At 72.5% G+C, this 13,039-nt stretch carries 16 protein-coding genes and 3 tRNA genes; 13 read left to right on the forward strand and 6 right to left on the reverse strand.

The genetic code is table 11. From position 1 onward, the window contains the following. Nucleotides 1-41: 41 nt before the first annotated feature. Nucleotides 42-671 (reverse strand): MerR family transcriptional regulator, encoded by a 630-nt coding sequence (locus tag ACQP1N_RS10425; RefSeq protein WP_067793725.1) that lies wholly within the window; start codon nt 669-671, stop codon nt 42-44. A gap of 161 nt (nt 672-832) precedes the next feature. Further along, nucleotides 833-1,552, reverse strand: coding sequence for an IclR family transcriptional regulator (locus ACQP1N_RS10430; RefSeq protein ID WP_067793724.1), 720 nt, complete (start codon nt 1,550-1,552; stop codon nt 833-835). A gap of 99 nt (nt 1,553-1,651) precedes the next feature. Here ACQP1N_RS10430 and leuC point away from each other — a divergent pair, with 99 nt between their 5' ends. From leuC to ACQP1N_RS10450, 4 genes are all read left to right on the forward strand, one after another. Next, nucleotides 1,652-3,049 (forward strand): 3-isopropylmalate dehydratase large subunit, encoded by a 1,398-nt coding sequence (gene leuC, locus ACQP1N_RS10435; protein WP_433230751.1) that lies wholly within the window; start codon nt 1,652-1,654, stop codon nt 3,047-3,049. Between the two features lie 9 nt (nt 3,050-3,058). Beyond that, nucleotides 3,059-3,646: a 3-isopropylmalate dehydratase small subunit gene (gene leuD, locus ACQP1N_RS10440; protein ID WP_067793722.1), complete on the forward strand. Its 588-nt coding sequence runs from the start codon at nt 3,059-3,061 to the stop codon at nt 3,644-3,646. A 188-nt stretch (nt 3,647-3,834) separates the two neighbouring features. After that, nucleotides 3,835-4,023, forward strand: a complete 189-nt coding sequence (locus ACQP1N_RS10445) for a hypothetical protein (protein ID WP_242608854.1) — start codon at nt 3,835-3,837, stop codon at nt 4,021-4,023. Nucleotides 4,024-4,182: 159 nt separating this feature from the next. Then, a complete protein-coding gene (locus ACQP1N_RS10450; protein WP_067793720.1) occupies nt 4,183-4,461 on the forward strand; it encodes an HU family DNA-binding protein in 279 nt (92 codons plus the stop codon). A 51-nt stretch (nt 4,462-4,512) separates the two neighbouring features. Here ACQP1N_RS10450 and ACQP1N_RS10455 read toward each other — a convergent pair whose 3' ends face one another. Beyond that, complete coding sequence (locus ACQP1N_RS10455) at nt 4,513-4,716, reverse strand: cold-shock protein (protein WP_067793719.1); 204 nt, start codon at nt 4,714-4,716, stop codon at nt 4,513-4,515. Between the two features lie 10 nt (nt 4,717-4,726). Continuing rightward, entirely contained in the window at nt 4,727-5,404 is a 678-nt protein-coding gene (gene cofC, locus ACQP1N_RS10460) for a 2-phospho-L-lactate guanylyltransferase (RefSeq protein ID WP_067793718.1), read from the reverse strand. Between the two features lie 103 nt (nt 5,405-5,507). Between cofC and ACQP1N_RS10465 the strand changes: the two genes are divergently transcribed. The 8 genes from ACQP1N_RS10465 to ACQP1N_RS10500 all read left to right on the forward strand — a co-directional run bounded on the left by ACQP1N_RS10465 (nt 5,508) and on the right by ACQP1N_RS10500 (nt 11,158). Beyond that, on the forward strand, nt 5,508-6,362 hold the full coding sequence (locus ACQP1N_RS10465) for a lysophospholipid acyltransferase family protein (protein ID WP_067793717.1): 855 nt from the start codon (nt 5,508-5,510) through the stop codon (nt 6,360-6,362). A gap of 17 nt (nt 6,363-6,379) precedes the next feature. Further along, nucleotides 6,380-7,369, forward strand: coding sequence for an NAD(P)H-dependent glycerol-3-phosphate dehydrogenase (locus tag ACQP1N_RS10470; protein WP_067793776.1), 990 nt, complete (start codon nt 6,380-6,382; stop codon nt 7,367-7,369). A 63-nt stretch (nt 7,370-7,432) separates the two neighbouring features. Continuing rightward, nucleotides 7,433-8,554 carry a D-alanine--D-alanine ligase family protein gene (locus ACQP1N_RS10475; RefSeq protein ID WP_067793716.1) on the forward strand — a complete coding sequence of 374 codons (1,122 nt, stop codon included), beginning with the start codon at nt 7,433-7,435 and terminating at the stop codon, nt 8,552-8,554. A 132-nt stretch (nt 8,555-8,686) separates the two neighbouring features. Next, nucleotides 8,687-10,042: a protein kinase domain-containing protein gene (locus ACQP1N_RS10480; protein ID WP_433230758.1), complete on the forward strand. Its 1,356-nt coding sequence runs from the start codon at nt 8,687-8,689 to the stop codon at nt 10,040-10,042. Between the two features lie 201 nt (nt 10,043-10,243). After that, nucleotides 10,244-10,318: transfer RNA gene (locus ACQP1N_RS10485), tRNA-Leu, on the forward strand. 5 nt (nt 10,319-10,323) lie between these two features. Further along, nucleotides 10,324-10,396: transfer RNA gene (locus ACQP1N_RS10490), tRNA-Leu, on the forward strand. 22 nt (nt 10,397-10,418) lie between these two features. Next, nucleotides 10,419-10,503 (forward strand) — tRNA-Tyr (locus ACQP1N_RS10495). Between the two features lie 76 nt (nt 10,504-10,579). Then, entirely contained in the window at nt 10,580-11,158 is a 579-nt protein-coding gene (locus ACQP1N_RS10500; RefSeq protein ID WP_067793714.1) for a TetR/AcrR family transcriptional regulator, read from the forward strand. 79 nt (nt 11,159-11,237) lie between these two features. On the opposite strand, the gene ACQP1N_RS10505 is transcribed toward ACQP1N_RS10500, so the two are convergent. Next, nucleotides 11,238-11,702: a DUF3515 domain-containing protein gene (locus ACQP1N_RS10505; protein ID WP_242608855.1), complete on the reverse strand. Its 465-nt coding sequence runs from the start codon at nt 11,700-11,702 to the stop codon at nt 11,238-11,240. Next, nucleotides 11,689-11,922, reverse strand: coding sequence for an Lrp/AsnC ligand binding domain-containing protein (locus ACQP1N_RS10510; protein WP_067632172.1), 234 nt, complete (start codon nt 11,920-11,922; stop codon nt 11,689-11,691). Before ACQP1N_RS10510 ends, ACQP1N_RS10505 begins: the two co-directional genes overlap by 14 nt. A 134-nt stretch (nt 11,923-12,056) precedes the next feature. Here ACQP1N_RS10510 and ACQP1N_RS10515 point away from each other — a divergent pair, with 134 nt between their 5' ends. Then, nucleotides 12,057-12,971, forward strand: a complete 915-nt coding sequence (locus ACQP1N_RS10515; protein WP_067793713.1) for a thiamine-phosphate kinase — start codon at nt 12,057-12,059, stop codon at nt 12,969-12,971. Nucleotides 12,972-13,039: the final 68 nt, after the last annotated feature.

The raw sequence follows: 13,039 nt of genomic DNA on the forward strand, positions 1-13,039 counted from the left end.
TGAATACCAATTCCGATTGAGTTTATGGGAAATGGCGTGGGTCACTGCGTGCCGAAGCGGCCGGCCGAGGCGTCCTCCTGGGCCAGCCGGTGCAGGGCCGTCAGGACCTGCTCGTAGAGGACGGTGGAGACGAGCAGCGAATGGGCCGTCCGGCTGCGGGGCGCCCCCTCGCAGACCCGCCGGATCTCGTGGCCGGCGACCTCGGTCGCGGCCCGCACATAGGGGCGCAGGTCCTTCAGCGTGATGGGGAAACCGAGGCGGCGCAGCGCCACGAACGTGTGCGCGAGCAGATCACGGGCGGGGGCGTCCTCGCCGACGGTCCAGCCGAGTTCGCGGACGAGGGCGTCGACGTCCTCGCGGGCGGCGCGCCAGTTCGGGTCGTGCGGCGCGGCGACGTGCGGGCCGATGGCGTGCCGGGTGGTGGTGAACAGCTCGTGCAGGCCGACCCGGTCGTCCTCGACGGCGGCGATGACCCGCTGGATCGCCGCCACCGGCAGGTCGCCGACCTCGCGCAGCGCGATGATCAGCCGCAGCCGCTCCAGGTGCCGGCCGTCGTACTCCGAGCGGGTCGCGCTGACCGCCGCGCCCTTCGGCAGCAGGCCCTCCCTGATGTAGAACTTGATCGTCTGAACCGTGAGCCCGCTGCGATCGCTGAGCTCGGAGATCTGCACCGTCGAACCCCCCTTTACCGGGGGCCAACGGTATCGAGGCCGGACGTTTGGATACTGGCACTATCCAATGTGTGTCCGGGTTGTGGTGGTTCGAGATCGGGCATCGCGAGCCGGGCGCGGGGCCGGGGAGCCGTCCAGCCGCCGGCCCCGGGTTCCGGCGGTCAGGACGCCGTGCGGCGCATCCCCTCGGAGATCTTCTCCCCGGCGGCGACGACGGGTGCGGCGTGCAGCCTGCCGGGGGAGCGGGTGAGGCGCTCCAGGGGGCCGGAGACGGAGACGGCGGCGATCACCCGCCCGCCCGCACCGCGGATCGGGGCGGACACCGACCCGACGCCCTGCTCGCGCTCGCCGACGCTCTGCGCCCAGCCGCGCCGCCGGACGGACGCCAGCGTCGTCGCCTCGAACTTCGCGTTGCGCAGCCCCCGGTGCAGCCGGTCGGGCTCCTCCCACGCGAGCAGGATCTGCGCGGCCGAACCCGCCGTCATCGGGAGCGCGGCGCCGACCGGGATGGTGTCGCGCAGGCCGCTCGTCCGCTCGGCGGCGGCGACGCAGACCCGGACGTCCCCCTGGCGGCGGAACAGCGAGGCGCTCTCCCCGGTCAGGTCGCGCAACTGGGCCAGGATGGGCTGGGCGATCGCGAGCAGACGGTCTTCGCCGGCCGCGACCGCCAGCTCGGCGAGCCTCGGCCCGAGGATGAAACGCCCCTGCGTGTCGCGGTGCACGAGGCGGTGGTGCTCCAGCGCGACGGCGAGCCGGTGGGCCGTGGGGCGGGCCAGCCCGGTCGTCTGGACGAGCTGGGCGAGCGAGGCCGGACCGGCCTCCAGCGCGTTCAGCACGAGAACGGCTTTGTCAAGTACGCCGACTCCGCTAGAGTTGTCCATGTCTTGATATTGACGTCTCGTAATATGAGATGCAAGTCGGGGTGACGGAGAACACGGCGCGACGGAGCGCCGACGATCATTACAGATGAGGTGGGAGTGATGGGCCGAACACTGGCCGAGAAGGTCTACGACGCGCACGTCGTGCGGCACGCCGAGGGTGAGCCGGACCTCCTCTACATCGACCTGCACCTCGTCCACGAGGTCACCAGCCCGCAGGCGTTCGACGGGCTGCGGATGGCCGGCCGCGCGGTCCGCCGCCCCGACCTGACCATCGCCACCGAGGACCACAACGTCCCGACCACGGACCTGCTCAAGCCCATCGCCGACCCGGTGTCGCGGACCCAGGTCGAGACGCTGCGCAAGAACTGCTCCGACTTCGGCGTCCGGCTGCACCCGATGGGCGACGACGGGCAGGGCATCGTCCACGTCATCGGCCCGCAGCTCGGCCTGACCCAGCCCGGCATGACCGTCGTGTGCGGCGACTCGCACACCTCCACGCACGGCGCGTTCGGCGCGCTCGCCTTCGGCATCGGCACCAGCGAGGTCGAACACGTCCTCGCCACCCAGACGCTGCCGCAGACCAAGCCGAAGACGATGGCGGTCACCGTCGACGGCGCGCTGCCCGAGGGCGTCACCGCCAAGGACCTCATCCTCGCGATCATCGCGAGGATCGGCACCGGCGGCGGCCAGGGCCACATCATCGAATACCGGGGCGAGGCCATCCGGTCGCTGTCGATGGAAGGCCGCATGACGGTCTGCAACATGTCCATCGAGGCCGGCGCCCGCGCCGGGATGATCGCGCCGGACGAGACCACGTTCGCCTACCTCAAGGGCCGCCCCCACGCGCCCCAGGGGGCGGACTGGGACAAGGCCGTCGAGTACTGGACGTCCCTCCGCACCGACGACGACGCGGTCTTCGACAAGGAGGTCGTGATCGACGCGGCCGAGCTGACCCCGTTCGTCACCTGGGGCACCAACCCGGGCCAGGGCCTGCCGCTCGCCGAGTCCGTGCCCGACCCCGCGTCCTTCTCCGACCCCGCCCAGCGGCAGGCCGCCGAGCGCGCCCTGGAGTACATGGGCCTCACCGCCGGGACGCCGCTGCGCGACATCGAGGTCGACACCGTCTTCGTCGGCTCCTGCACCAACGGCCGTATCGAGGACCTCCGCGCCGTCGCCGATGTGCTGAAGGGCCGCAAGGTCGCGAGCGGCGTCCGGATGCTGGTCGTCCCCGGCTCCATGGAGGTCAAGAAGCAGGCCGAGGAGGAGGGCCTCCACGAGGTCGTCGCCGCGTCCGGTGCCGAGTGGCGCGAGGCAGGCTGCTCCATGTGCCTGGCGATGAACCCCGACAAGCTCACGCCCGGTGAACGCAGCGCCTCCACGTCCAACCGCAACTTCGAGGGACGGCAGGGACCCGGCGGCCGCACCCACCTGGTGTCGCCCGCCGTCGCCGCCGCCACCGCCGTCACCGGCCGTCTGGCCGCTCCCGCCGATCTGTAAGGAAGCACGATGGAAGCGTTCACCACCTACACCGGGCGCGCGGTCCCGCTGCGCCGCAGCAACGTCGACACCGACCAGATCATCCCGGCCGTCTGGCTCAAGCAGGTCAGCCGCACCGGATTCGACAAGGGGCTGTTCTCCGCCTGGCGCGAGGACCCGGACTTCGTCCTGAACCGGCCCCGCCACGAGGGCGCGGGCATCCTGGTCGCCGGCCCCGACTTCGGCACCGGCTCGTCCCGCGAGCACGCCGTCTGGGCCCTCCAGCAGTACGGCTTCCGCGTCGTCATCGCCCCGCGCTTCGGCGACATCTTCCGCAACAACTCCACCAAGATGGGCCTGCTGCCCGTCGTCCTGCCCGCCGACCGGGTCGAAGACCTCCAGACCCGCGTCGAGAAGGACGCCGCCCTGGAGATCACCGTCGACCTGGACAAGCGCGAAGTCCGCTACGCCGATGTCGTCACGTCCTTCGACATCGATGACTACACGCGCTGGCGCCTCATGGAAGGTCTCGACGACATCGGCCTCACCCTCCGCCACGCCGACGCCATCACCACCTACGAGGAGTCTCGCCCGGCCTGGCTCCCGACGGCCGTCTGACCCGGGGGCGCCCCTGGAACCCGTGCCGGTCGGTGCCGGGTACCAGGGGCAACGCTCAACACACCCCCGGACGCATCGAGCGGTACGCGCACCAGAGACAATTTCTCTTGTGCGCTGAGCCGTCGACCGTCTGGGGATGTGAATTGAGCGCGGTGCCGTGGGGTGGGCCGGAGTGGGACGATCCTGCCTTGACGCTGCTCGCGCGGCAGTTGCGCGACGCCCATCGGGCCGTCGCGCCGCTGCCGCCGCAGACCCGGCAGCGGCTCATCCGGCACCTGCTGGCGATCACCGATCTGGCGAAACGGGACGCCGGACTGGCCGCCCGCAGGCTGGACGCGTTCCTCGCCGATTTCCAAGACGGCCCCGACGTCGGTTAGCGTGGCGCAGTAGCCGGATTCGGTCCGGTAACCCGGCGAGACAGGGGCAAGGCCGACAAAAACGTCAGCGACACGCCAACTCTTGGGTGCAGGTGATTGTGTCCATGCTGAGGCTCCCTTAGTTTCGTTCGGGCAAGGGGGGAACTAGAGGAGTAACCCATGAACAAGCGTGAGCTGGTCGACGCCATCTCTGAACGGCTGGGCAGCAAGAAGGCCGCAGCCGAGGCGGTCGACGCGATCCTGGATGCGATCCAGACCGCCGTCGCCAAGGGCGACAAGGTCGCGATCACCGGGTTCGGTTCGTTCGAGAAGGCCGACCGGCCTGCCCGCACGGCCCGCAACCCCGCAACGGGCAAGACCATTGAGGTTCCCGCGACGTCCGTGCCGAAGTTCAAGGCCGGTGCGGACTTCAAGAACCTCGTGGCCGGGAAGAAGTAGTCTCACCGCGACAGCGCCCGGGACCGAAACGGTCCCGGGCGCTGACACGTCTCAGGACGGCAGCGGGAACGTCGACAGCGTCACCACCGAGACCCGGCCGCCCTCCAGCGCCAGGTTCACCCGCTGCCCGAACCGCAGCAGCCGCAGCCCGCCCGCCGCGAACGCCTCCGCGTCGAACGCCAGCTCCGTCCCGTCGTCGAGCAGCACGCTCCCCGACCGCGTCTCCGCGTCGAACGCCTTCACCGTCCCCTGCATGACCGGAACTCTAGGCCAACGAGGCCAGGCGGGACGCGATGGCCGCGGTACGGGGGCCGGTGCCCAGGGCGAGGGCGGCGCGGAGGTCGCCGGGTGTGTCGACGTCGCGGCGTACGCTGTCGGTGCCGGGGAGGAGGATCTCCCTGGCGCCGCGGGCGCGGTGGGCGGCACGGGAGGCACCACCGAACGCGGGGGAGAACGGGACGCCGGGACGGGCCGTGTACAGGGTGGTGCCGACGCCGGCCGCGTCCGGGACGAACGCCTCGGGCACCCGCGCCGCCGCGTCGAGGACGCGGGCGAGTTCGTCCGGCCGCAGCGCGGGCAGGTCCGCCGACAGCGCGCCCACGCCCGCGTCCGGGGACAGCTCGCGGCCCCGGCCGGCGCCGTGGACCAGCGCCGGGTTCAGGCCGGCGTCCGGCACGTCGGGCACGACGCGGGCGCCGAGGGCGGCGAGGTCGGCCGCCGGAAGGGGATCGTCGGTGACTACGATCACGTCGCGGACCCGGTCACAGCGCAGCGCCGCCGCGACCGTGTCGGCCGCCACCGCGAGCGCGAGGGCCTCCCGGTGCGGGCCCGCCGCGGCGGACATCCGGGTCTTCGCCTTGGCGAGCACCTTGACGGGGACGACGAGCGACCAGTGGAGACGAGGCGCGCCGTGCGCCGCCGTGGACCGAGCTGTTGTAGACATGGCAACTCGACACTATGCGCACGTAACCGCGACACTTGAGGACACCCCACGTTCATCCGGGGGATGGACCGAGGAGGGGGACGGAATGAGGAGGGGACGGGGCATGAGCCACGGATATTCGCCGGGCTGGCGGAAGCTCACGATCGTCATCCTGCGCCCGTTGCTGTTCGGGCTCCTGAAACGGGACTGGCGCGGCCGGGGCCACATACCCGGGAAGGGCGGCGTCATCATCGCCGCCAACCACATCTCCGCGTCCGACCCTCTCGCGCTCGCCCACTTCGTCTACGAGGCGGGCCGCTACCCGGTCTACCTGGCGAAGTCCACGCTGTTCGACGTGAGGTTCATCGGCGCCGTGCTGCGCGGCACCGGGCAGATCCCCGTCCACCGCGACCGCGCCGACGCCGCGCTCGTCCTTGAGGACGCGGAGAAGGCCCTGCTGAACGGCGAGTGCCTGATGTTCTACCCGGAGGGAAGCTGCACCCGTGACCCCGAACTGTGGCCCATGACCGGCCAGACGGGCGTCGCGCGGATGGCGCTGAAGACGGGGGCCAAGGTCGTCCCGGTGGCGAGCTGGGGCGCGCACGAGTTGATGCCGTACAAGAAGGGTGAGCAGAGGGGCCTGGCGGGAAGCCTGAAGAAGGGGTTCCATCCGCTGCCCCGCAAGACGATGAAGGTGATCGCCGGTCCGCCCGTGGACCTGTCCCGGTACGAGGGGCTGCCGCTCAGCCGGGAGACGCTGCACGCCGCCACCGACGACATCATGGCCGCGATCACCGGCCTCCTCGGCGAGCTGCGCGGCCAGGAGCCGCCCATGGAACGCTACGACCACCACAAGGTGCTGGAGGAGCGGCGCCGCGCCACCCGCACGGCCCGGGCCGCCGTCCCCGAGCAGGCGGAGCCGTCCGGCCCGCGGAGCACCGAGCAGCGCACGGCGGAGCAGAGGACGGGCGACTCGTGACCTTCCGTACCGCGGTGATGGGCGCCGGATCCTGGGGGACGACGTTCACCAAGCTGCTGCACGACGCGGGCGGCGAGGTCGTCCTGTGGGGGCGCCGCCCCGAGGTCGTCGAGGCGGTCAACGAACGCCACGAGAACCCCGACTACCTGCCCGGCGTCACTCTGCCCGAGGCCGTCCGCGCGACGCTCGACCCGGCGGAGGCGCTGAAGGGCGCCGACTTCGTCGCGCTGGCCGTCCCGGCGCAGACCCTGCGGCAGAACCTGTCGGCGTGGGTGCCGCTGCTGCCGCCGGAGGCGGTGCTCGTCAGCCTGATGAAGGGCGTCGAGATGGGCACGACCCGGCGGATGTCGGAGGTGATCTGCGAGGTCGCCGACATCCCGCAGGAGCGCGTCGGCGTGTTCTGCGGCCCCAACCTGGCCCGCGAGATCGCCGGCGGGGAGCCCGGCGCGGCGGTCGCCGCCTGCGTGGACGAGGCCGTCGCGCAGCGCCTCCAGGCCGCGACGATGACCCCGTACTTCCGCGTCTACACCTCCACGGACGTGGTCGGCTGCGAACTGGGCGGCGCGGTGAAGAACATCGTCGCGCTGTGCGTCGGCATGGCGGTCGGGCTCGGCTTCGGCGCCAGCACGCAGGCGCTGCTGATCACCCGCGGGCTGGCCGAGATCACCCGGCTGGGCGCCGCGCTCGGCGCGGACGAGCACACCTTCGCCGGCCTCGCCGGGATGGGCGACCTCGTCGGGACGTGCATCTCGCCGCTGTCGCGGAACCGCACGTTCGGCGAGAACCTCGGCCGCGGTATGACGCTGGAGCAGGTCATCGCCGTCACCAAGCAGACCGCCGAGGGCGTCAAGTCGTCCGAGGCGGTGCTGGAACTGGCCCGCAAGCACAACGTCGAGATGCCGATCACCGAGGCGGTCACCGCCGTCCTGCACCACGGCATGCCGATCAAGGAGGCCGCGGTGTCGCTGATCTCGCGGTCCCCGAAGCCCGAGCGGTACGGGGTGTGATGGGGGGACGCGCCCGGCTCGCCCGTGGCCGAGCCGGACTGATCACCGATAGAGTCGGACATCATGTCCCAGGTTTCTAAGATCCGCGTGGCCGTGGTCTTCGGCGGGCGCAGCTCCGAGCACGCGATCTCGTGCGTCACCGCGGGCGCCGTCATGGCCGCCATCGACCGGGACCGGTACGAGGTGGTGCCGATCGGCATCGGCCGCGACGGGCGCTGGGTGCTGCCGCCCGGCGACCTGCGGCTCGCCATCGAGGACGGCCGGCTGCCCGAGGTGTCCGGCGCCGGCCACGTGCTCGCGCTGCCGTTCGATCCCGACAGCCGCGGGCTGATGGTCGTCGGCCCGGGCCGGGTTCCGGAGACGCTGGCCGAGGTCGACGTCGTCCTGCCGCTGCTGCACGGCCCGTACGGCGAGGACGGCACGATCCAGGGGCTGCTCGACCTCGCGGGCGTCCGCTATGTCGGTGCCGGGGTGCTGGCCAGCGCCGTCGGCATGGACAAGGGGTTCATGAAGCTCGTCTGGCAGGCGCGCGGACTGCCCGTCGGCCCGTACGCCCTCATCGGCGACCGGGAGTGGCGGCGCGAACGCAAACGCAAGATCGACGAGGTCAAGGAGCTGGGCCTCGCGGACGGCACCCCGGTGTTCGTCAAGCCGGCCCGCGCCGGGTCGAGCATGGGCATCAGCCGCGTCACCGACGAGGCCGACCTGGAGGCGGCGGTCGAGGAGGCCCGCGAGCACGACCCCAAGGTGATCGTGGAGGCCGCCGTCGAGGGCCGCGAGATCGAGTGCGGCGTCCTGCAGGGCGAGGACGACGGCCCCGCCGAGGCCAGCCTGCCCGCCGAGGTGCTGATGGCGGGCGGCCACGACTTCTACGACTTCGAGACCAAGTACCTCGACGGCTCCACCGCGATGGCGATCCCGCCGGACCTGCCGCCCGCCGCGATCGAGGAGGTCCGCCGCATCGCCGTGCAGGCGTTCGACGCGCTCGACTGCGAGGGCCTCGCCCGGGTCGACTTCTTCCACACGCCCGACGGCCGCTGGATCCTCAACGAGATCAACACGATGCCGGGCTTCACGCCGGCGTCGGCGTTCCCGCAGATGTGGGCGGCGACCGGGCTGGACTACCCGACGCTGGTCGACCGGCTCATCCAGACGGCGCTGAAGCGCTCGACCGGCCTGCGCTAGCCGTACCCGGTCATGATCTCGGTGACAGCCGGGAGTGGTCGTGAGCCGGACGTTGCCGGCGGAGCGGGCCTGAACGGGCGGGCGGATATGACAGGCTTGTGACGCTGGTCCCCGTCTGGAGGAGAACGCCCCGTGTCACACCCTGGCCTGCCGGAGCGCATCGGTCCCTACCGGGTCGTGAACCGTCTCGGCGAGGGCGGGATGGGCACGGTGTATTCGGGGCTGGACACGTCCGGGCGCACGGTCGCCATCAAGGTGATCAGGCGGGAGTTCGCCGCCGACCGGCAGTACCGTGCGCGGTTCGAGGCGGAGGTCGCGGCGGCGCAGCGCGTCCGGCCGTTCTGCACGGCGCCCGTCCTGGACGCCGACCCCGACGCCGACCCGCCCTACCTGGTGACCGAGTTCGTCAACGGCCCCAGCCTCGACGCCGCCGTGGCCAAGGACGGGCCGCTGCGCGGCGCCGACCTGGAGGCCGTCGCGGTCGGCATCGCGACCGCGCTGACCGCCATCCACGACGCGGGCGTCGTTCACCGGGACCTGAAGCCCGCCAACGTGCTGCTGTCCACCTTCGGGCCCCGGGTGATCGACTTCGGTATCGCCAGGTCCCTGGGCGGGACGCGCCTCACCGCGACCGGCGGCATCATCGGCACGCCCGCGTTCATGGCCCCCGAGCAGCTGGACGGACGAGGCGCCTCCCCGGCGTCCGACGTGTTCGCGTGGGGCGCGACCGTGGCGTTCGCGGCGCGCGGCGGCCCCTGCTTCGGCGGCAACTCGCTCCCCTCGGTCATCCACCAGATCATCAGCGGCGAACCGGACCTCGGCGGACTGGACGGCGCGCTCCTCGGCGCGGTCCGGGCGGCCCTGGCGAAGGACCCGGCGCAGCGGCCGTCCGCGCAGTCGCTGCTGGACCGGCTCATCTCCAGCGGGGTCCGTGAGCAGGCGCCCGCCCCGCACCGCACGCCGGAGCCGAGCACGTCCTCGACCGTGCCGCCGCCGGCTCCGCGGCTCGCCGCGGGGGAGGCGGAGGCGCTGGTCGAGAGCCAGTACCGGCAGGCCGCGCAGGCCGGTGACCCGTCCGCCATGCGCAACCTCGCGATGCTGCTGAACGGGCAGGGGCGCACGGCCGAGGCGGAGTCGTGGAACCGGTACGCCGACGCGATCGCCGCCCGCCCGGCCGCGTACCGGCAGCCCGCGGGGTACCCGGCGCCTCCGCCGCATACCGTTTCTCAGTATCCGGCCGCACCCGCCAAGGCGCCGGTCAACAGCCTCGCGATCTATGCGGTGTCCATGGGGGCGGTCGGGCTGATCACATGCGGGCTGCCGTCCATCCCCGCGATCATCGCCGGGCACATGGCCTGGGTGCGGCTGCGGCGCTCGGGGGAGCGGGGGCTCGGCCTCGCGGTGACCGGCATCGCGCTCGGCTGGATCATGGTCGCGTTCTGGGCGCTGGTCGCCTTCGGCTCGCTGCTGCCGAACGAGAACGCCTGACCCGGAAAACATGTTGCGGCCGTCTCGCCGCCGATGGCACCGTGGACGGTGTCCGAGACATCGAGAGGAGGACCGGCCATGGCTCTGGAGCAGTATCGGCTTCGACTGCCCTCGGCGTCGCACGCCCGCCCCGGCCGGTATCCCGTGTCCTGACACCCCCGGCCGGAGGCCGCGAGCGGCGCCCACCCTGGCGAGATCCCAGCGGCTCTACTCCAACCGGCAAGAGAGGCCACTTTCAGGAAGTGGACGTTCCGGGTTCGAATCCCGGGAGCCGCACGCACGCCTCCGTAGTCCAACGGCAGAGACGGCAGCATGAGGTGCTGTGCGATGGGGGTTCGAATCCCTCCGGAGGTACGACGCGGGTCCACCCGCGCACGGGGCGGCGCCGACGCCCGGAGAGTCGGGCCTGGCTGTAACCCAGGTGTCTCTGTACTGAGTGGGTTCGAATCCCACCCGCCCCACCCTGATTCCCCTCGTCCGTCACCGGCCCGTGCGGGAGATTGCCCCCCGGCGGTTCCGGAACTAGCGTCTGGACATGTGTCCGGGAATGAGCGGCTGACGACCGAGCCCACCCGCCGCCGCCTCAGCGAGCGGCAGGCCGGCACCGTGCGGCGGCTGACCGACGCCGCCGTGGCGGAGGTCGGCGAGACCGGCTACGAGGGCCTGACCGTCCGCAACGTGGCCAAGCGCGCCGGCGTCGCGCCCGCCACCGCCTACACCTACTTCGCGTCCAAGAACCACCTGATCAGCGAGGTGTTCTGGCGCCGGCTCAGCGCCCTGCCGCCCGTCGCGGCGGACGGTACGCCGCGCGAGCGCGTGGCGGGGACGCTGCGCGAGATCGCGCTGCTGGGATCGGACGAGCCGGAGCTGGCCGCGGCCTGCACCACCGCGCTGCTCGGCACCGATCCCGACGTCCGCGAGCTGCGGGTGCGGATCGGCGTGGCGATCCGCGAGCGGCTGCGGGCCGCGCTCGGCGACCACGACGCCCCCGAGATCCTCGGCGCGCTGGAGCTGGCCTGCACCGGCGCGCTGGTGCACGCGGGCATGGGCTACACGTCCTATGCCGGCATGGCCGACAGGCTCGCCGAGACGGCGGACCTCATCCTGCCCGGGTGAGGTGAAACGGCGCCTGGAGCGGGCAGCGGCCGGGGCTCGCCGCCGCCCGCGCGGCGAGGGCCTCGTCCCGAAGCCGTGATCAGATCTGGCCCTCGGGCTTGGCCGGGATCGTCGCCTTGATCGACGGTCCCAGCTCGATCAGCACGTCCCCGGCCGGGTTGTACTTCGGGGGCACCGTCACCTCGACGTACGCCTGCCGTCCCACGGCGGTGAAGGTGACCGGCCGGTCGGCGGGCACGCCGAACCAGTCGATCCCGTTGATCGTCACCAGTTGGGACCGGGGATGGAGCGCGGCAGGCCGCGGCACACCGCAGCGCAGCGCGATCGCGGGCGAGCCCCACGCGGCGGTCAGCGGCGAGCTCGGGGAGGTGTCGCGGCGTTCCTGCTCATGCACCTTCTCGGGCAGCCGCAGACCCTGGCACAGCCGCGCGGTCGCCGCGTCGGGATGCGGTACGGGCACCTGCACGGCCCCCTCGCCGCACCCGGCGGCCAGGACCATCAGCGCGGTGAGCAGGAGCGCCGCCGGGAGCCTAGATGTGAACAATCGGGCAGGTGAGGGTGCGGGTGATGCCTTCGACGGCCTGGATCTGCGCCACGACGAGCTTGCCCAGCTCGTCCACATTGCGCGCCTCCGCTCGGACGATCACGTCGTAGGGACCCGTGACGTCCTCCGCCAGGGTGACGCCCGTCACGCCGGAGATGTGGCCCGCCACCTCGGCGGCCTTACCGACTTCGGTCTGGATGAGGATGTAGGCCTGCACCATCACGTCCTCCCAGGGCGGAGAATCAACCGTCGGACGGTTCACCGTATCGTGTTACGCGCCGTCGCGGGGGGCCGGGGTGCCGTGTGCTTCCGTGAGGCGTCCCGAACAGGCGGAACACGGAAGAACGGGCGCGGATGGGCACGATCGGCGAGTTGGGGGAGTTCGGGCTGATCGGCCGGTTGACGCGGCGACTGCCGCAGGGCGAGGCGGTCCTGCTCGGGCCCGGCGACGACGCCGCGGTGATCGCGGCCCCGGACGGGCGTGTCGTCGCCACCACCGACCTCCTCGTGGAGGGACGCCACTTCCGCCGTGACTGGTCCGGCCCCTACGACATCGGGCGCAAGGCCGCCGCGCAGAACCTCGCCGACGTCGTGGCGATGGGCGCCCGGCCCACGGCCCTGCTGATCGGGTTCGCCGCACCGGCCGAGACCGGCGCGGGCTGGGCCGAGCAACTCTATGACGGATTCGCCGACGAGTGCCGGGTGGCGGGGGCGTCCGTCGCGGGCGGCGACGTCGTGTCCGCCCCGCGGATCACCCTGGCGGTCACCGCGCTCGGCGACCTGGGCGGCGGGGCGCCGCTCACCCGGTCCGGGGCCCGGCCGGGCGATGCGGTGGCGGTCCGCGGCAGGCTCGGGTTCGCCGCCGCGGGGCTGGCGCTGCTCGGCGCGGGGCGCGGCGGGCCCGCGGAACTGATCGCGGCGCACCGGCGTCCAGAACCGCCCTATGCCGCCGGGGGCGAGGCGCGGGCCCAGGGCGCCACCGCGCTGATGGACGTGAGCGACGGCCTCGTCCAGGACCTCGGGCACATCGCGGCGGCGAGCGGGGTGCGGATCGAGATCGACTCCGCGGCCGTCCCCGTCCCGCGGATCCTCGGGCCGGACGGGCTGCGGCACGCGCTCACCGGCGGCGAGGACCACGCGTTCGCCGGAACCTTTCCCGGCCCCGTGCCGCCGTCCTGGTCGCGGATCGGTGTCGTCACCGAAGGCGCGGGAGTGCGCGTGGACGGACGCGAACCGCCGCCCGGCTCCTGGGACCACTTCGACGGCTGAACGGGGCCGTCCGGACGGTGAGGTGCACGGAACGTGCACACCTGTGCGCGTTGCCGCATCCGGTAGGC

This window comes from Actinomadura formosensis (genome assembly GCF_050948385.1).
GTDB classification, from domain to species: Bacteria; Actinomycetota; Actinomycetes; order Streptosporangiales; family Streptosporangiaceae; genus Spirillospora; species Spirillospora formosensis.

Bases quoted from the DNA above. Each gene is read 5' to 3' on its own strand.
- ACQP1N_RS10430 (WP_067793724.1), bottom strand. From the start codon at position 1,552: ATGGACAACTCTAGCGGAGTCGGCGTACTTGACAAAGCCGTTCTCGTG.
- leuC (WP_433230751.1), top strand. From the start codon at position 1,652: ATGGGCCGAACACTGGCCGAGAAGGTCTACGACGCGCACGTCGTGCGG.
- leuD (WP_067793722.1), top strand. From the start codon at position 3,059: ATGGAAGCGTTCACCACCTACACCGGGCGCGCGGTCCCGCTGCGCCGC.
- ACQP1N_RS10450 (WP_067793720.1), top strand. From the start codon at position 4,183: ATGAACAAGCGTGAGCTGGTCGACGCCATCTCTGAACGGCTGGGCAGC.
- ACQP1N_RS10455 (WP_067793719.1), bottom strand. From the start codon at position 4,716: ATGCAGGGGACGGTGAAGGCGTTCGACGCGGAGACGCGGTCGGGGAGC.
- cofC (WP_067793718.1), bottom strand. From the start codon at position 5,404: ATGTCTACAACAGCTCGGTCCACGGCGGCGCACGGCGCGCCTCGTCTC.
- ACQP1N_RS10465 (WP_067793717.1), top strand. From the start codon at position 5,508: ATGAGCCACGGATATTCGCCGGGCTGGCGGAAGCTCACGATCGTCATC.
- ACQP1N_RS10470 (WP_067793776.1), top strand. From the start codon at position 6,380: ATGGGCGCCGGATCCTGGGGGACGACGTTCACCAAGCTGCTGCACGAC.
- ACQP1N_RS10475 (WP_067793716.1), top strand. From the start codon at position 7,433: ATGTCCCAGGTTTCTAAGATCCGCGTGGCCGTGGTCTTCGGCGGGCGC.
- ACQP1N_RS10510 (WP_067632172.1), bottom strand. From the start codon at position 11,922: ATGGTGCAGGCCTACATCCTCATCCAGACCGAAGTCGGTAAGGCCGCC.
- ACQP1N_RS10515 (WP_067793713.1), top strand. From the start codon at position 12,057: ATGGGCACGATCGGCGAGTTGGGGGAGTTCGGGCTGATCGGCCGGTTG.